This window comes from Streptomyces acidicola (assembly GCF_009377235.1).
In the GTDB taxonomy this organism is placed as follows: domain Bacteria; phylum Actinomycetota; class Actinomycetes; order Streptomycetales; family Streptomycetaceae; genus Streptomyces; species Streptomyces acidicola.
In genome coordinates this window covers 1-17,185 of the sequence record NZ_VMNX01000116.1, presented here as the reverse complement: position 1 = coordinate 17,185, position 17,185 = coordinate 1, and the positions used below count along the sequence as shown (strand labels likewise).

At 68.2% G+C, this 17,185-nt stretch carries 16 protein-coding genes and 3 pseudogenes; 8 read left to right on the top strand and 11 right to left on the bottom strand.

Annotated elements, in window-relative coordinates; translation table 11 throughout:
* Positions 1-153 precede the first annotated feature (153 nt).
* Positions 154-435, bottom strand: a complete 282-nt coding sequence (locus FPZ41_RS48665) for a hypothetical protein (protein WP_228022992.1) — start codon at positions 433-435, stop codon at positions 154-156.
* Between the two features lie 261 nt (positions 436-696).
* Here FPZ41_RS48665 and FPZ41_RS48660 point away from each other — a divergent pair, with 261 nt between their 5' ends.
* Together FPZ41_RS48660 and FPZ41_RS26740 are read left to right on the top strand one after the other, a co-directional pair.
* Positions 697-987: a hypothetical protein gene (locus FPZ41_RS48660; protein ID WP_228022991.1), complete on the top strand. Its 291-nt coding sequence runs from the start codon at positions 697-699 to the stop codon at positions 985-987.
* Positions 962-1,969: a trypsin-like serine peptidase gene (locus tag FPZ41_RS26740; protein WP_152866229.1), complete on the top strand. Its 1,008-nt coding sequence runs from the start codon at positions 962-964 to the stop codon at positions 1,967-1,969. The genes FPZ41_RS48660 and FPZ41_RS26740 overlap by 26 nt, the downstream gene beginning before the upstream one ends.
* 48 nt (positions 1,970-2,017) lie before the next feature.
* Here FPZ41_RS26740 and FPZ41_RS26735 read toward each other — a convergent pair whose 3' ends face one another.
* Positions 2,018-2,347 carry a hypothetical protein gene (locus FPZ41_RS26735; RefSeq protein ID WP_152866228.1) on the bottom strand — a complete coding sequence of 110 codons (330 nt, stop codon included), beginning with the start codon at positions 2,345-2,347 and terminating at the stop codon, positions 2,018-2,020.
* A 172-nt stretch (positions 2,348-2,519) separates the two neighbouring features.
* Positions 2,520-3,023: pseudogene (locus FPZ41_RS26730) on the bottom strand (LuxR C-terminal-related transcriptional regulator); the annotation flags it as partial.
* A gap of 179 nt (positions 3,024-3,202) precedes the next feature.
* On the opposite strand from FPZ41_RS26730, the gene FPZ41_RS50340 reads away from it, so the two are divergent.
* The 3 genes from FPZ41_RS50340 (at position 3,203) to FPZ41_RS26710 (ending at position 4,721) form a co-directional block, all read left to right on the top strand.
* On the top strand, positions 3,203-3,787 hold the full coding sequence (locus FPZ41_RS50340; RefSeq protein ID WP_407698821.1) for a hypothetical protein: 585 nt from the start codon (positions 3,203-3,205) through the stop codon (positions 3,785-3,787).
* A 25-nt stretch (positions 3,788-3,812) separates the two neighbouring features.
* The gene (locus FPZ41_RS48650) at positions 3,813-3,986 is read left to right on the top strand and encodes a hypothetical protein (RefSeq protein ID WP_228022990.1); all 174 of its coding nucleotides are present in this window, start codon (positions 3,813-3,815) and stop codon (positions 3,984-3,986) included.
* Positions 3,987-4,082: 96 nt separating this feature from the next.
* Positions 4,083-4,721 carry an SMI1/KNR4 family protein gene (locus FPZ41_RS26710; RefSeq protein ID WP_152866227.1) on the top strand — a complete coding sequence of 213 codons (639 nt, stop codon included), beginning with the start codon at positions 4,083-4,085 and terminating at the stop codon, positions 4,719-4,721.
* A gap of 50 nt (positions 4,722-4,771) precedes the next feature.
* Here the strand turns inward: FPZ41_RS26710 and FPZ41_RS49970 are convergent, their stop codons facing one another.
* Complete coding sequence (locus FPZ41_RS49970; protein WP_322620765.1) at positions 4,772-8,599, bottom strand: DNRLRE domain-containing protein; 3,828 nt, start codon at positions 8,597-8,599, stop codon at positions 4,772-4,774.
* Between the two features lie 254 nt (positions 8,600-8,853).
* Positions 8,854-8,946: pseudogene (locus FPZ41_RS48640) on the bottom strand (VOC family protein); the annotation flags it as partial.
* A gap of 719 nt (positions 8,947-9,665) precedes the next feature.
* On the opposite strand from FPZ41_RS48640, the pseudogene FPZ41_RS26690 reads away from it, so the two are divergent.
* Positions 9,666-10,323: pseudogene (locus FPZ41_RS26690) on the top strand (lyase family protein); the annotation flags it as partial.
* A 379-nt stretch (positions 10,324-10,702) separates the two neighbouring features.
* Here FPZ41_RS26690 and FPZ41_RS26680 read toward each other — a convergent pair.
* The 5 genes from FPZ41_RS26680 to FPZ41_RS26660 all read right to left on the bottom strand — a co-directional run bounded on the left by FPZ41_RS26680 (position 10,703) and on the right by FPZ41_RS26660 (position 14,846).
* Positions 10,703-10,948, bottom strand: coding sequence for a fic family toxin-antitoxin system, toxin component (locus FPZ41_RS26680; RefSeq protein WP_407698820.1), 246 nt, complete (start codon positions 10,946-10,948; stop codon positions 10,703-10,705).
* A gap of 111 nt (positions 10,949-11,059) precedes the next feature.
* Complete coding sequence (locus tag FPZ41_RS26675) at positions 11,060-12,133, bottom strand: LacI family DNA-binding transcriptional regulator (protein ID WP_322620764.1); 1,074 nt, start codon at positions 12,131-12,133, stop codon at positions 11,060-11,062.
* A 41-nt stretch (positions 12,134-12,174) separates the two neighbouring features.
* Positions 12,175-12,432: a hypothetical protein gene (locus FPZ41_RS26670; protein WP_152866225.1), complete on the bottom strand. Its 258-nt coding sequence runs from the start codon at positions 12,430-12,432 to the stop codon at positions 12,175-12,177.
* An 80-nt stretch (positions 12,433-12,512) separates the two neighbouring features.
* Complete coding sequence (locus FPZ41_RS26665; protein WP_152866224.1) at positions 12,513-12,974, bottom strand: pyridoxamine 5'-phosphate oxidase family protein; 462 nt, start codon at positions 12,972-12,974, stop codon at positions 12,513-12,515.
* 345 nt (positions 12,975-13,319) lie between these two features.
* Positions 13,320-14,846, bottom strand: a complete 1,527-nt coding sequence (locus FPZ41_RS26660) for a hypothetical protein (RefSeq protein ID WP_152866223.1) — start codon at positions 14,844-14,846, stop codon at positions 13,320-13,322.
* 453 nt (positions 14,847-15,299) lie between these two features.
* Between FPZ41_RS26660 and FPZ41_RS47290 the strand changes: the two genes are divergently transcribed.
* Positions 15,300-15,647 (top strand): hypothetical protein, encoded by a 348-nt coding sequence (locus tag FPZ41_RS47290; RefSeq protein WP_194236226.1) that lies wholly within the window; start codon positions 15,300-15,302, stop codon positions 15,645-15,647.
* 70 nt (positions 15,648-15,717) lie between these two features.
* On the top strand, positions 15,718-15,852 hold the full coding sequence (locus FPZ41_RS49585; protein WP_265584259.1) for a hypothetical protein: 135 nt from the start codon (positions 15,718-15,720) through the stop codon (positions 15,850-15,852).
* Between the two features lie 157 nt (positions 15,853-16,009).
* Here the strand turns inward: FPZ41_RS49585 and FPZ41_RS26645 are convergent.
* Positions 16,010-17,185 (bottom strand): DUF418 domain-containing protein (locus tag FPZ41_RS26645; protein WP_407698819.1); only part of this gene is annotated, 1,176 nt, incomplete at its 5' end.

Here is a 17,185-nt window from a genome sequence, read left to right as displayed (position 1 = left end):
GGGTCCGTTTCTCTCGTTGATCAAGGAACAACTGGTCGGACGTGATGTTCCAAGACGCTGTCCAGCGCTGTCAAAGCATTTCCGGGCGAGCGTCACTGGTGGGGTGTCGCTGTTGTCCGCAAGGCGAGCGGCCCCGCACCCGGCCCGGTCACGTCAGCGGTGACAAGGCGTGCGGCTGGCCAGGAGCGCGACGACGTCGGCCTCGTACGGGTCGGCGTAGCTCTCGTGCTCGCTGACGTGGAACGGTGCGCCCTTCGCGGTGACCGTGAAGCCGGGGATGACGGTGGCCGCCCGACCCGCCAACTCGGTGTTGAGACGGTCGGCGTCGCGGGAGGCGATCCAGGTCTGGAAGAAGGGACCGAGGCGGAGCAGGGTGTAGCCGGTATTGTCGCTGCGACGGGCTTCAACGTGCACGCCGTAGTGAGCGGGGGCCATGCCGACGTCGTCGGGGAGGGGCAAGTCCGCCGCGGCATGGGTGAGCATCGCGTAGGCCGGCTGCCAGATGCCGAGGATCGCGGCCGTCTCGCAGCGCAGCCAGCCCTTGTCTGTGTAGCCGAGCTTGTTGCCGTGGAGGTAGGCCCCGGCGTGCGGGGTGCGGGGTGGACCAGGGTGACGGCGATCAGGTCAGGGCCGCGGTCGTCGCCGGGGCGGGGCTGGGCGCGCTCAACGAACGGCCCGACCCGTACGGCCTCGGCCGTGGACCCTCGCCCCGACCTGCAGGACCTTGCCGACGACGACCTTGGGGACGGCTGGACGGACCAGTTGCTGTTCCGTGTGATCGCATTGCTGGTGCCGGGGGCCCGGGCGGTGCTGCGCCGGATCACGGAGTTGGGCGGCGCGGCCTCGTACGACGACGTTCAGCAGTACTTCGCCGATCACCCGACTGCTCGCGGTGGCGCTGATACCCGCCACTCTCACGACCGCATCGGCAGCCGAGGCACCCGCGCCCGCCGTGCCGGGTGTGACGTTCGGCAAGCAGACCACTGACCCGCAGAAGGTCCGTGACTTCTGGACCCCCGAGAGAGTCAGCCGCGCGCTGGCGAACGAGAAGAAGGACCAGGCCGACATCGCCCGGAAGGCCGCAGTCGCCAGGGCAGCGGCCGAAGCGACCGAGGACACGGCAAAGAGCACCGCCCCGCGCCTGAGGGCTGAGGCTCCGCAGATCCTCCCCGTGAACAAGGTGTCGACGATGGCGGCGGCCGAAGCCCCCGAGATGCCCGTCGCGCAGAAGGTTCCGTTCCCGCAGACCGCGCCCTCGACCATCGTCGGCAAGATCCTTTACATCGACGACGCGGGCATAGAGCACGGTTGCAGCGGCGCCTCAATCGCGGCCGACGGCAACAACACCGTCTGGACAGCCGGCCACTGCGTGCACCCAGGCGACGGTCGCGGATCCGATGGCTTCTGGGACCTGGTGCTCTTCATTCCGGTCGTCAAGGAAAAACGTGACACCCCCGATCCCACGGACTACGAAGCCCCGTGGGGCACGTGGGTCGCCCAGTCATTCGTGGCCCCGCAGGTGTGGACCCGTGACGAGGACTACGACGAGGGCGACTTGGCCGCCTTCACCGTCAAGGCCCCAACCGGCTACACGAACCTGACCAGCGCCGTGGGCGCGTTCGGCTACAAGTTCGGATACGGCTCGGACTGGCCGGACATCATCGACTCCGGGTTCCCTGACGACGGCTATAACCGCACCGACATGGACGGCTTCACGCAGTTCTTCTGCACCGGCGACGTCGTGGACGCGGAGGGCTGGAACCCGTTCGATAATCGGCTCGAGATGAACTGCGACATGGGGATGGGCGCAAGCGGCGGGCCCATGGCCACCACCGAGGGGGAGATCGTCGGAGCGAACTCCCACTACGACTCCGACGCTCAAGACCAAAGGCTCAACGATCAGCTGTACTCGTCCAACCATGGCGACCAGGCCGTGGCAGTGATCAACGCGATCAACGCCGCTAACTGATTCACTCGGCGCATAACGGGCCCCGGTACCAGGCCGGGGCCCGTTCCCTTACTCGTCCACGCGGCGACTCATGCCCGGGTCGATGTTTTCGGCGGTCGGAGCGTTGAGCATCCGCTGGTGCAGGTAGCGGCCCCGGATCTCGTCCGTGGTCAGCACTTCCCACCCCTCCGGCAGTTCCTTGCCCGCATGTTCGAGCTCGGCCGTCCACGCCTCGACGAGTCCCGCCCGGGTCTCCGGTACCTGCGACGCCGCCGGCTGCTGCATGCCGACCGTCACCGAAGGCATCTCGTCCTCCTGAACGGACGCCACCGCGATCCCCAGCACGCCACCCGCCACGAACGCCGCCGCAGCGATCCCCCGTACCTGCCTGCGTATCACCTTGCTCCCCTCGCGAACTGCAATCACCTGTACCGTGCCACAAGCCTGGCGAGGCGGACGACAACCGTACACTTTCGTTCCCCAACACCTTTAGGAAGACGTGTCGTTGACCTTGAGCAACGAGCCGGCAGGGCGCGTGCTACTGGTCACGCCGTGCCTCGGGATATCGGGGTCATGCATCGTCGAGATAGCGCGCTACCGCGTACTGCATGAGCTCCACGTGGTTGTGGAGCTGGAGCTTTGCCGAGGGTGTTATGCACATGGTTCTGGACAGTGCGGGGTGAGATGACGAGCCGCTTGGCGATCTGCTTGTAGCTCAGTCCCTTGGCGACGAGCCGGAGCACCTCGGTCTCGCGCTCGTGAGCCGTGGCGCCTTGGGCTCGTCGGTGCCAGCGGGCTCCGAGGCCAGCCGGCGGTTCTCGCCGAGGACGAGCCCCGCGAGGCCAGGCGTGAAGACGGGGTCGCCGGCCGCGGTGCGGCGCACTGCGTCGATCAGTTCCTCCGTCGAGACCGACTTCAGCAGATAGCTGGCGGCGCCGGACTTGACCGCCTCCAGGACGTCGGCGTGCTCACCGCTTGCGGAGAGGACCAGCACCTGCAGGGCGGGGACGGCCGCGATGAGCTCCTCGCACACCTGGACGCCGGGCTTGCCGGGCAGGTTGAGGTCCAGAACGAGAGCCGCGTGAAGGAAGGCGCTCACCTGCTGATGGAGTGGACGAAGGAGTGCATGGCCGCACACGGCTGGTACTGGCAGGAGACGCCGCCCGACCAGCCCTGAGTTGTCATCGGCAGAAGCTTCCGGGCGCGTAGCGCCGCTGCGTCGTACGGGCAACGCGGCCGTCGGGTCGAACTAGTGTGGGACCCCTGAAGACGTACGACTTCCCCGGCGATCTCCTCACCGCGCAGCAGGACCTCAATCAGGTGCGGGCCGACCTCGCCGCCCTGTACGAGCGGCTGCCGTACTCCGTCGAGCCGATGGAGGCCTGGCAGCGTCCCGAGGGCTGCTGGCTCGCCACGTCCCCCGCGTACCCGGACTCGCCGGGATGGTCCGAGCAGGACCAGCAGGACGTCGCCGTGCTGCGCGAGCGGGAACGCGACCTCACTGCCGCGATCCTCACGCACGCCTTCTGGAGCGACGTCGCCGGCCCTGAACGTCCCAACCGCCCGCAGCCAGCTCAAGCACGCCCTCGCGGCGGCCTCGGACGGCCAGGAGCAGGAGTCGTAGCCGTGGCGGACACGCCGCCCGAGCCGGCGAGCCTCGAAGAGGCGGTCCGCCCAGCGCGGCGGCAGGGCCTCGGTGACGTCGCGGATCCGAGCGTCGTTGGTCGTGCCCAGCGCGGCGGTGAACCCGAACCTCGCGCGGGTGGAGACGACCAGGCCGCCCGTGGACGGGGCCCGCACAGTCCGACTGGCGGGTCATCCTCACGGTGTACGAGTTGAAGCGGGCGACGCCGCCGAACTCATCGTGCTCGCCGACCACCTGTTCGCCCACGGCCTGGTGCCGGAGATGCTCGCCGGCCCCCTCGCGGGAATGTATGACCCCAGCGGGCACGGCAAGCTGCTGTTCGCAGCGTACGAGCAGCGGGCGGCGGAGGAGGAGGCCGGCAAGGCGGACCTGCTGGTGGCGGGCCGGTCCTGACGCCGATGTCACCGGGCACGCCTGCCCCGCGCCCGAACGAGGGTGCGGGGCAGGCGTGTTGGGCAGCACGTTCTGATCCGTTGCTACGGTGGGCGAATGCCGATTCGAAGTCCTGAGAACGAAGCTGTCGCCGAGGCGTGGGACGCTCTGACCCGTTGGCTGGCGGAGCACGCGCCCACGTCGTACGCCTCCCTGCTGCCGCCCGCGACGGACGAGGAGATCGCCACCGCCGACTCCCAGCTGAGGCAGCGACTCGGGTTCGGGCTGCCCGTGGAACTGGGCGCGCTGTGGCGACTGTGCGGTGGTGTGGAGCACCAGGACATCGAGGCCGACGAGCAGGGCGAGATCTTCTCCGGGGAGTTCCTCCCGGACGGACTGCTTCTCTCGCCGGCCAAGGCGCTGGCCCCGCGCCTTCCCGGGCCCGGGACGAAGGACTTCTGGGGCGCCGAGGTGGTTCCCTGGCTCACGGGGGACGACGAGGACGCTCCCCTGCAGGGCTCCTACGTCGGCGCCCATGGTGTCGGGAAATGGTCGCTTGAGGACAACCCGGCCGGCACGCCCGATTACCCGTCGATGGCCGTCTACCTGGAGAGGGTTCACCGCACGCTGACCGTCGGGCCCGCGAACCTGATGAGTTCCAACGTGCCCGGCGTCGTGTGGGGCTGCCTGATCTGGGACCGTCCCGGGGGGTCCTGGCTGACGGATGCCGCAGGGCACTGGAGCCCTGTTCACTGACGAGAGCGGTCCCCGCCCGGATCCGGGCGGGGACCGTCAAGGATTGCTTGCTACGGCTTGGCCATCGTGCAGATCAGTACGGCCTTGGACGGGTCACACGCCTTGAACCAGTCATTGCCCGGGTCGAGGGTGTAGGCGTCGCCGTCCAGAACCCGGAAGGTCTTGATGAACGTGGGGTCGGCGAACCCGAACTTGCTCATCGATCCGGAGTTGACCTTCAGGGACATGGACGACCGGCCGCAGTTCTCCGCGAACGTCGGGGCGTCGTACCGGGTGTCGTCCAGAAGGTGTTCGCTGCCGTCGTCGGTCTTGGCCGCAACGGTCTGGATGCACTCGCCGCCACCGTTCGCACCAGCGGTGTTCTGCCCGCCGATCGCCTTGGGCGTGCCTGGGGATTGGTAGGTGGAGGAGAACGGGAACTCGTCGCAGGAGACCGTTTCAGGGGCGCCTTCGGTGATCTCCGGGTGCAGAGCCGTCCAGGGGTGCTTGAGGAACGGCTTGGTGGGAACCCATCCGTCCGTGCGCTTGGACCGGGACTTGGAGCACATCACCTTGTTCCGGTTGTCCTCCGTTTCATAGCCGCTCGCGTTCCGCTTCTGGGGCGGCAGGTAAGTCAGTGGATCGGAGCGGTTCTTGCCGCCTCCCTTGACCTGCGACTTGTTCTGGATCAGCCAGGCATGCGCCGCGGCGGCCGGGTACTTACCGGTGTTGAACTTGTACTGGGGAAAGTACTGCGGCAGCACACACCCCGGCTCGCCGTAGGACTCGACCTTGTCGCAGCGTACGTCGATGCGCGGAGAGCGGAACGGCACGTGAATGGTCTGGTCTTTCTTGCCCTCCGCCGGCTCGTAGTAGGTGTCGAACTGGCCGACGAACCAGACCGGGAGCCCTCGCGACAGGTCGACGTCCCGGGAGCCGGTGGCGCTGTTGACCGAACCGTCCCACTTGTGGCTGGCCGTTCCGGTGGCCATGTGGGAGTCGACCGGCTGGCTGTCGCCGCCGCCCTTCCAGCTCAAGTCGTTGTAGAAGTCGAAGTTCCGCACGTCCTTGCCATCCACGGCTCCCTCGCAGGCAGCGCTGAAGCACATGGAGTCGATGTACGCATCCGGGCTTCCCGCACCGAGCAGCACCGACTCGTCATGCCCGGGGAAGTCGTTGAAGATGGGGTTGAGCTGGATCCACGTCTTGATGTCGCCGTTCTTCGGATCGGTCTTGACCTGGAAAGCGACTTCGAAGGACGCATGGTGCTCGGCAACCGGGACACCGTTCCAGCTGTATGACGCGGTGAATTGCAGGTTGGCGAACAGGCACGCCTCATTGCGTGTGATCAGCGACTTCTGCGCTTCGCCGAACAAGCTGGGCTGACACCAGGCACCCTTGATGATTGGATCCGGATAGCTGGGTGCCCGGGTCTTGTCCTGCTCGGCTGCTTCCCTCGCCGCCTTGCGGGTCCCCTCCAGTGAGCGTTCCCGCAGCGGGGTGACGGTCACCCTTGTGCCGCCGCTGTCGAAGGTCCGCGGCTCCCAGCCCTTCCACGCGTTCACGTCGTCCGGGTGGGCGGGCGGCGGCTGCGGGGTATCCGTCAGCACCGGGTCCGGGGAGGCCGTGTCGAGCACGGGGAGCTTGATGTCCACCTTCTGGGCCCGGTTGTAGTCCCGGTTCCCGGCGGTGAATCCGTAGTCCTTGATCGGACCCACGTTCCCTGCCCGGTCCACCGTGCGCGTCTGCGTCAGGTGGTTGCCGTCGGCGGCCGGCGTCGCGGTGTACGCGGCGTCAGGCGCCGGGGCCCTGGCCGACGTCGCCGGCGTGGTGGTGCGTACCGATTCCCAGCCGTAGGTGTCGGCGTCGTCCTCGTACGGGTCGATGCGGTACTGCACCTCGTACGGGGACGGGTCGCCGGTCGTGACGTCGAAGCGCCCCTGAGTTCCGGCGCCGCCACCGCCCCAGTTCTCCGGATAGGTCTCGGAGGTTATGCTCACCGGCTCGCCGGGTGCGGTGGTGTCGACGACGAACTGGGTCCAGGGGGACCAGTTGAGGTTGTAGTGGGTGCCGTCGTAGGCGTTGGTGCGGAACTTGTAGGTCTTGCCGTCCTTGAGCTGTCCGGCCGGGACGGTGACGGAGGCCGGCTTGCCCGCGGCGACGAAGCCCGACACGATCAGGCCCTCACCCGCCGGGGTGGTGATGGGGGTGTCGGTGGCGGCGTCGTAGACCTGGAAGGTGCCATTGACGGTGTCGCCATCGGCGTCGGTGAAGGTGTCACGGAGGGTCGGGGTCGTGGTGTTGACCGCCCACACACCCGCGTACGACCTGAACGGCGCGCCGGCCTGCCGGTCCGTGCCGTCCGAGGGGCGGTAGTTGTAGGTGACGGACAGCTTGGGCTGATTGGCCGTGTTGTTCGCGGAGTTGACGCGCTTCCACGCCCGGATGTCGTCGGTGGTGGCGCGCAGGCCCATATGACCGCGGGTGGCCTTCGCGGACGCCCAGGACTGGACGAGGGCGTCGACGTCGGCGTTGATCCAGCCGTCCGGCTGGGCGGCGCAGTCCGGGGAGCCCTTGGTCTCGGTGGAGGAGTGGTACTCCTGGTTCCAGGTGGGCTGGTTCGTCCACCGGGACGAGGTGGATGCCGCGCTGGTGTCCCAGACGGTCCACTTCTGGGCGGTGCAGTCGGTGTTGCCGGAGTGGAAGTTCCACAGCGACAGGTTGGTGTCGACGATCAGCGCGTCCTGGATCGGGGTGGTGTTCCAGGTGATGAAGGAGCGTGCGCTGCGCGGAGTGCCGTCGGGGTTCTTGGTGCCGGGGTTGCCGAGGTCGAGTTCGGTGTCGCTCGACCAGTCGACGGTCTCGCCCTGCTGCACGTAGGTGTCGAAGGTGTTCGCCAGGGCGGAGGTGGACGGGTCGACGGTGACCGGGAACTCTGTGTCCGGGGCGGCGAGGAACGCCTCCGACGGGGTGACGACCAGGTCGACCTTGCCGGCTCCCTTGTCGACGACCTCCATGTCGACGCGGGCGCGGTTCGTGTGCTCGCCGGAGCGCTGGTCGACGGCGGCGTCCCACATCACCGGGGCGGGCATGGTGGCGCGCTCGGCGCCGGTCCTGGCGTCGGTGAAGGTGACCGAGCCGTCCTTGTTCGCCTTCGCCTTCAGGCCCTTGGCCTCGACAGGGAGGGTGTAGGAGTAGGCGCCGGTGGGCCGCTCGTTGATCTCCACGAACTGCTCGAATCCGGTACGGGTGGCCTCGACGATCACGTCGGCACCGGGCACGGCGTTCTTGTACGTCGCGGTGGTGCCGTCCAGAACGGGCTTGGGCAGACCACCCTTCCACTTCAACGTCACCTGCTCGTCGCCCGTGCCCAGGGTGACGAGGTCACGTGCGGTGTCGTTCTGCGCGGCGCGCAGCGACTTCGCCGGGGTGCCGCTCTTGCCGCCCAGGCGCAGGCCGCCCGGGTGCGCCTTCGCGGTGACGCTGCCGTCGGCGGCTTCGGTGAGGGTGGCGTCGGCCTTCCTCCACGCGCCGTTCTTCCAGACCCGTTCGGGGCCGGCGGTCAGTTCGCTGGTGAGGGTGCCGTCCGGGTTGGCGACGGTGTACGTCGTCTCGGTGGTCTCGTCGGTGACGACGGTCTTCTTGCCGGTCTTCTTCGCCTCGGTGAGGGCCCAGGCGATCGAGCCCTTCGCGTGCTCGGCCGCCCAGGCGATGTCCGACGCGAGGATGTCGGCCTTCGACGGCTGGACCGCCTTCGCGGTACCGGGTTCCGGCGCGGGCGCCGCGCCGGCCGGCAGCGAGGCCCCGGCTATGAGTGCGGCCTCGGCGACCAGGAGCAGCGCCGCCCCGCCCGCGATGCGCGCCCGGCTCCGTGAGCCTTGTTGTCTGTGTGATGACACTGAAGCGTGTGTCCTTCCGTTGAGAGAAATGCGACACGTGTACGAACACAGGACGCTACTCAGAACACAGCAGACAGGCACAGACAGTTATCAGCCGTGGCTGATAACTGTCCCGAGGGATCGCTGACATGAGGCGGGACGCCGCCACCAAACGCGGCAATGATCACACCGGCCGTCACCAGGACCGGTACGCACCGGGGGCACGCCGGTGATCAGGACGACCGCGGAGCGTGGTTCATGGCTTATGGCGGCGATCACCCGTGGGCGGTGTCGATCATGCAGAAGCGGTTGCCCTCGGTGTCGGCCAGGACGACGAAGTCCGCGTCGTCGGGATTCCGGTCCCAGTCCGACCCGTTCGGCGCCCCTCCACGAGCCCCGTGCTGAACTCCGTCACCAGCATTCCCAGCCCCCCGTAGCCGCCGGTCTCCCTGTGGGTTCGAACGTGGCATGGGAGCGTACGCAGTCCAGCAGCACTTCGGTCACATGTGCCCCTATGCGCCTCCTCGTAGGGCAACGAAGTCTCAGGGGTAAAACCATCGAACTTTAGAAAACCATCGAGCTTCAGGAATGGCTTCTGCCGTCGACGACTGCACTCCGTCTGCCAGGTCCGCAGGATGGTCCGGCGCACGTTGTGGGCAGTGCGTTGGGTATCTCCCAGTGCCTGCGGGCCAGGCGCGCCATACCGGAGTGCCGATGTGACTTACCGCTCGGACGGGTGAGCGGGCCGCCAAGCGCCGAACAGGCGAAGACCCGGCCCGCTACGAAGATCACAACCCTTTCCGTGGTCTTCGAGAGGAACCCCCACCGTGCGTCTCACCCGTGCCGCCAGTGTCGCGGCCGCCGCATTCTCCGCGCTCGCCGTCCTGCTCGCCCCCACCACCGCTCACACCGCGCCCGGCGACACCGTCACCCTGCCCGTCCGCGACGCCCTCACCGCCCTGCCGGTACAAGCCGAGGACCGCACTGGATACGAGCGCACCAAGTTCCGCCACTGGATCGACGCCGACCGCGACCGGTGCAACACCCGAGCAGAGGTCCTCCTGGAGGAAGCCGTCACCGCCCCCGCGGTGAACCCGCACGGCCCGCAGGCGACTTCATCGAAGCCACACAGGACTGCGGGGCCTTCGTCCAGCTCTCCGGCGTCCTCAAGCGCGTCGCCGTCAAACTCTCCAAAACCTGCAACGACCTGCGCCTGACCTCATCCGGCCCCACCGCCGGACTCGGCGAGATCAACCTGGCGCCGGTACAGGCGGGTTCGTCGATCATGCCTGGCAAGGTCAACCCGGTCATCCCCGAAGTCGTCAACCAGATCGCCTTCGAGGTCATCGGCAACGACCTCACCGTCACCATGGCCGCCGAAGCCGGACAGCTCCAGCTCAACGCCTTCGAACCCGTCATCGCCTACAGTCTGCTGCGCTCCCTGAGCCACCTGCGCGCCCGCCTGCGACACCCTCGCCACCCGCTGCGTCCCCGGCATCACCGCCAACCGCCAACACCTCCACGACACGGTCCACCGCTCAGTCGGCCTGGTCAGCGCGCTCACCCCGCACATCGGCTACACCGCAAGTACCGCTCTCGCCCGACAGGCTCTCGCCACAGGCCGCACCATCAAGGACCTCGCCGCCGAAGGCGGCTTGCTCACCACCGACCAACTGGACGTGATCCTGCGGCCCGAGAACCTCACCCGACCCTTCACCGGGCCCTCGGCGGTTGCCACTCCGTGAACGACGGCACAAGGGCATGGCCGACACCGGTATCCAGGCCGCCCACGTCGGCATCGCCTTGCTGCCCGACTTCCCCATGGCACAGACCACGGCCACGCTGGCGGCAACGGAGGGCGTGGCCGGACCGTACGAGTCCCCGGCGGGGCAGCGGGCCCGCCCCGTCCAACCGCCGGCGATACCGACGAGGGGATGTCCTGCAGGGCAGACCGTTCGCCAGGGCTCCTCAGGTGGCACGGAGAGCCGGTACGCGGCGCGCGGTATGAGCAGGCCCGTGCCGCCGCCCCACAGCACTGCGACAGTGATGATCAGGAACGTCTCCACCTGCGGGAGCTTAAGGCTCCGTTGCGGGAGGGGCGCTCCTGCGCGGAGTTCTGGCTGATCAGCCCCAGGCCTTCAGTGCCTCGGCGACCTGGCGCACGTCGCGGCGTCCCTCGACGACGTCGAGGACCAACGCGATCGCCTCCTGGCTGCCGGTCTTGACCTGGATGCCGCTGGCGTGGAGGTAGGCGTAGGCGACCTGCGCGGCGAACAGCTCGTTCGAGTGCTCGAGGGCGGGAATCCGGGCGAGGGCGTGCAGGAGCACGGCGGCCCGGTGATGTGCGGCCGGGTAGACCAGGGTCCCCATGACCTCGTGCCGGTGTCTGGCGACGGCGGCGGCCAGCGCACCGTAGTCGGTGACGTCGAGGTCGCCGGGAACTGCGTCTGAATTGTCCGCGGCTCTCTCGCCGCTCCGGGGCTAGATCCCTGGCCTGGCTGGCCGGTTCGCAATAACGCTTGCCGCGCTTTTCCGGACGATCAACTCCGGCCTCAGGAGGATCTGTTCCGGTTCTCGCAGCGGTTCGTTGATTCGGGCCAGCAGTAGTTGCACGCAGGAGCGCCCGGCCTCCCGTAGCGGCTGCCGGACACTGCTCAAGTCAGGCGAGTGAAGCCTAGCGGCGGCGGAATCGTCGAAACCGACGACGGCGACATCACGACCGGGCATGCGACTGCTGTCCCGCAGCGCTCGGTAGCAGCCTAGGGCCAACGCATCGCTGGCTGCGACCACTGCGGTGACACCCGCCGGGAAGAGTCCTTCGACCGCTTTCCGTGCGGCGTCGACGTCATCCGTCGCGCTGACCCGCAGGCCGCGTACGGAGAGTTGATGCCGGAGCATCGCCTCTCGCCAACCCCGTTCCCGGTCGTCACCGACGCCGGAGCCCCGAGGCCAGCCGAGGAAGGCGATCTTCCGGTGTCCAAGGCCGGCCAGATGGTCGACGGCAGCCGCCGTCCCGTGTGCGCCGTCCACATCCACCCAGTCCTCCATGTCACGGGCCGACCAGCGGCCGAAGGCAACGAAGGGGATGCCACGCTTGCGAAGCAAGCCTGGACGGCGGTCACCTCGGTAGGTGTTGGTCAGGATGAAAGCGTCAACGGACCGTTCACGTAATAGCTCGGCGTAGCGATCCGTTTCTTCCTCCCCGCCAGCGGGCGCTGCGAATAGGAGGATGCCGTACCCGGCCTCGTTGGCCGATTCCGACAACGCGTGGAGGAAGTTCGCCATCACGGGTCCAAAGACACCGAAGGCGGTCAGCTGTATTTCGAATCCGATGAGTCGGCTGGATTTGGTGCGCAGCGAGCGTGCGGCCTGATGAGGCCGGTAGTCCAGCTTTTCGATGGACCTACGAACCCTCTCCAAGGTTTCCGGAGCAAGGAGATCGGGAGAATTCAGTGCATTGGATACTGTCTGGGGCGAGACTCCCGAATGCTGCGCGACCATTGCTAAGGTCGCCGGCTTGTTGCCGCGCCTACCCGAGTTGGATCTGCTTGCCACCGTTCCCCCTACTTGTGGCGCTGCACACAAAAGCAAGCGTCTCACCCGACCAATGGAAATACTAGATCATTTTGCATGATCTCAATATCACCGATCTCCGTCAAGTCGATTGCATGTTGAGGCAGTTCGAGTGAGGCCATGTACGTGCGATCGGCGCCACAGAGCAGCGTGATCGGGTGCATCCTGTCGATCAGCGCCATCACCGTCGCACTGAGAAGCGGTGAAGAAAACCTGGTCGACTTCGAGACTCCGAAGCACGTGTCGACGATCAAGTTTCTCCCGTACAGTTTGAGTATCATGTAATTTCCCACCTGGAATCCCCCTAATACTCCAGCTGTAGATCGCGATCCGGGAGAGGCGCGTCGGCGAGGGACTGCCTTTATTCCAGCCACATCCCGTCGCGCATGATGACTCTCCCGCGTAGTTCCGGCTCGCCGCGCCAAGCGCGCACAGTCCTCGGGACCACGCGTACATACAGAAAGGAACCCTCTTCCACGCGTGGATCCCAGCCGAACTTGTCGGCGAACGCCTCCGCTGCGCCTCCGGGCACCTCCTGGTCCGGGAAGCACTCCGCCTCACCTTGGAGGAGCACCACGTCGAAGGTGTCCGGTAGCGACAGGTGCACGCGCGGTTCCTTGCGGACGTTTCGCGCAGTCACGGAAGTGGCGCTGGTGCACATCCACACTGCTCGCCCATCCCACAAGAACCACAGCGGCACCTGGTGCGGCCCGTGATCAGGGTGAGCCGTCGACACCCACACATCCCGCTCGGTAACGAGCCGCTCCAGAGCGTCGCGTATACGCTCAGCCGTCTGGCGACGAACGATTCCTGTGGTCTCCATGAGGACCGACCCTAGCCAAGCAGGCGCGAAGCGCGCCTGAGGCGCAGGGCCTACTCCCAGCGACCGATGAACTCCTCAGCTTTTGGCTCGGGCGACCAACTTCGGTGCTGAGGGTGGCCAGCGGAAGTGCTCAGTCACACTTGTCTCCGGGGCCGAACTTGGCTTCTCCTCGCCCTGCCCGGACCCGACGTCCTGGCCCCGTTCACCCCGTTTGGAGGACTGGCCAACATCTACCTTGATCCGCTCGATCACTTTGTTGAATAGCCCCTGCTGCCGGACAGGCCGACTACCTGGCCCACCGCGCCAACTGCTTCCTGGCGGACCGCCCGCCCGCCGTGCCCATCCTCAGTTGACCTCCCGCACTCTCGCAGCAGTCCGCTCGGCGAGCTCGCGGATGCCGTGCGCGGCGTTCTCCGAGAGCTCGTCGAGTATGGCGTCGGCGGCCGTGAGGAGGGCACGGGTCTCCTCGGGGCGGCCCGCGTCAGCCAGGGCGAGGGTGAGCCGGTAATGCTCCTCTGCGATGAAGCGGCCGAGGTTGACCCGCTGCCAGTAGCGCAGTGAGTCATCGCCCGGGGTGGCCAGGGCGTCGCGCACGGCGGCCAGGCTGTCCGCTGCCTGCTGCAGCCGGCCCGCCTCCCGCTCCAGGCGGGCCAGCGTGTGCCGGGCCGAGGCCCGGTCCCATGCCGTCTCCTGAAGGGCGGCGTACAGACGCTGGGCGCGCAGCGCCTGGGGAAGGTCGCCTAGTTCCTCGAAGTCCCGGGCGAGCCCGCTCAGCGGAGCCGTGGCCAGGGTGCGGGACGCCTCGGGGCGACGGAGTCTGCTCTGGTCCATGAAGATGTTGTCGAGTTCGCGGATCAGCGTCACCCGCGCGAGGTCCGTCATCCCCTGGTCCCGCGCCAGGTCGGTCCATGTGGAGACCGGCTCGTCCGACGGGTCCGTCCCGAACATCGACTCGTCGAGCGCCCGCGCCCACTGTTGCAACTCGTCCGCGCTTGCACCCGGTTCCGGCATACCGCCCAGGCCGCACGCCGTGTCGAAGTCCGTCTCCCGGACCTCAAGCAGCAGCGGCAGATCTCCGGTGTCCCCGCGCAGCCCCACCAGCACGGCCGCGAGCCGCAGTTCGTCCGTCATCGATGACCGTGTCTCGTGCCGCAGCAGATGCCGCAGCAGCTCTAGATCGCCCTCGGCGCGGTCGAACTGCGCGGCCCGCAGGGTGATCCGGCGCCGCACCGGGTCCTCGGCGACTTCACGCCATGCCGTGCGGTCGCCCTCCCTCAGCCGGGCGAGATCGGCGCGGCCCGCCGCGAGCACTGGCTCCCACAGCGGGGGACCGGCCGGGCCTATCCGGTCGTACGCGCACCCCTCATCCGCGTTGAGCAGTACGAACTCCGGCTCGGTGCGCAGCAGCGCGGCACGCAGCCTGCCCACCAGCTCGACCGGGGAGCGTTTCGGGAAGCCCAACGCCGCACGGAGCTCGGCACGCTCCTCGTCGATTCCGTAGTACTCACGGATCTCGTCCTCGGTCTCCGCGACGCACGCCAGGATCTTCTCCTCGCCGTCGTCTGGCGACAGACGTGTGTAGCCGCGCCAGCCGGGCAGGCCGATCACGAGCTCCAGGGTCTCGTCGACACTGGAGCCGATAATGCCCGCGGCGCCCTCCGAGTCGGCGTAGAGCACCGAGCCGTCCGCGCACACGAAGTACGTACCGCCGGTATCGTCCCCGGCTACCGTCTCCAGCGGCTCGCCCGAGGCGAGGCGGACCTCCTCGACATGGCCGTGGGCGGCGCGGTCCAGGTCGAAGTCGAAGGGGAAGGCGGCCAGTTCGGCCAGGCGGCGGTCCTGCCGCAGAAGCCGTAGCGCGTGATCGGTCATGTCACAGAAAGTAACACCGTGCACTGACAACGGACTCGTGGTCTCTGTAGGAGGCCGTGCGGATAGGGGTGCGGTCATGGTCGACGGTTCGTGAGTTCGCCCCAGCGGTGGGTCGTCCATGCCTGCCGGATCAGACTACGCACGGTGGTGATCGTGCCGGCGCGGTCGAGGAATGCGCCGATGACGGTGGTGCGCCGCCGTAGCGGCGGGTAAGACGGCAGAAGGCGTTCTGCCAGGCGTGGGTGCGTTCGACATGCCAACGCCGACTGTCCTGGATGGGCGCTTTCTCACCTTGGTGTGCGATGCGTCCGTGCAGGCCGCGTCTTCTCCTGTGCGCGTAGGGCACGCCGGGCCGAAACTTCCGCTCCCCAGCGTCTGATCGGCCATCATCCTCGATGATGGGGACCGCCCGGGGCAACGGATCAAGCAACGCCGGGAGGACGCAACACGGCGGTGGAAGCCGGCACGCAGCAGGAGGAGCGCGTCGCGGGGCGGGTATGGACCGCACGCCTGGACCCCTACGGCCGCCCCTCAGCCGACGCGGTCCGGCTTTCCTGCTCCCGCCTGGCCTGCGCCGATCAGCACTTTCCCGGCGGCGCCGTCGCGGGGCGCAAGGCCGCTATCGGCCACGTCAACACGCACCTGGCCCGCATCCGCGAGGACGGCGGGCCGCGCGGCGAGGCGCGGTGCGCCTGCCGCGCCGCCAGCTGCGCGTGGCACACCCCCACCCCGCCGTCGGACCGCGCGGCGGGGCGCGGCCGACAGCGGGGTCGGCGCGGTGCGGCGGTCCGGTGGTCCTGACCGTGTACGCGGACCGTGCCGGAAGGCTGTGGCGGGTCGCGGACGGCTCGGACTCGTTGAGAACGGCGGAGTGCGCCTCGACCAGGTCTCCGCGTTCTACTCCCTGCCGTCCGAACAGGTCGCCGAGCACGCCAGCCTGCTGGTCGCCGCTGACTGGCTCGCCGAAGCCGTCACCGCCGAGGACCGGCTGCGCGCACGGAGGTGACCGAGCTCGCCCGGCGCAGCCCGCAAGGCCGACGATGCGCCGGCCGGTCCAACTCGCCGTCCAGGTCCTGCTCCTGGGCAGCGGTCGGAGGTCCTCGGGCAGGTGACAAACGGTGTCGCACCTCAGCTACGACGCCACCGGGGCAGGGTCCCGCGGTCTACGCGGTGTGCCCGGCCTTCCGGACGCGTCGGGGAAGTTCCCAGTAGGAGAAGGCGCGCAGGGCCCACTCGGCGGCGCCGTACGGATGGTGGCGCATCCAGTACGTGCTGAACAGCAGTTGGCAGAGGAACACGGTCACTGCGATGCCGAGCACGGTCAGGGGTGCGACGTCGCCCATCAGCCCGGCGCCGATGCCGGTGAAAATCAGGGTGCAGATCAGCTGTTGGCCCAGGTAGTTGGTGAGCGCCATCCGCCCTGCTGGGGCGAGGGCGTTCATCAGCCGGGCCCCGCGCGCGGTCTCGAAGTACCGCAGCAGGGTGGCGGCATAGGCGCCGGCCAGCGGCGGCCCGGTGAGCGAGGCGATCGCAACCGCGGCGAGGTCGTGCGAGCCGCCCAGCGCCAGCGCCAGGCTGCTGGCGAGGCCGGCCGTGAAGCCCCAGAGCTGAATGCGGCGCAGCAACCGGGTGTGCGCGGACACATCGGCCAGGAGATGGTGACGCCCGGCCACCAGCCCGATCAGGAACATCGCCAGCGCCATCGGCCCCTGCACCATGAGGAGCGCGGAGATCAGGCCGCCCGTCATGTCGAGCCGCTCGGCGACCACCGAGCCGAAGCCGCCGGAGAAGCCCTCGGCGCTCGCCCGGCCGTCGGCGAACGCGGCCGACTCGTCGATCTCCGCGACACCGGCGAGCTTCAGCGCCGTGAGCAGCAGCACGACCCAGCCGACCAGGGCCCCGGCCGTGATCAGTGCGGTGCGGGTACTGACGCCGCGCATCGCATAGAGGATCAGTCCCAGGACGGCGTACGTGGTGAGGATGTCGCCGTAGAAGAGCAGCACCGCGTTCAGTACGCCGAAGAGGAACAGTCCGGTCAGCCGCCGGAAGTGGCGCGGCCGGAAGGCGGCGCCGGCCCGCTCCGCCGCGGCCGTCTGAATCGTGAAGCTGTAGCCGAAGAGGAACGAGAACAGCAGGTAGAACTTCATCTCGAACAGCAGCGTCACCAACGTGCGGACACCGTTGTCGAACGCCGAGTCGTGCGCCGGGTCGGCTACGCCGAAGTAGGCGTAGCCGGACGCGAAGTAGGCGATGTTGACCACCAGAATGCCGAAGAGCGCGAACCCGCGCAGCGCGTCGGCATTCTGCATTCGGCCGGAGGCGGTGGGGCGTGTGGGGGC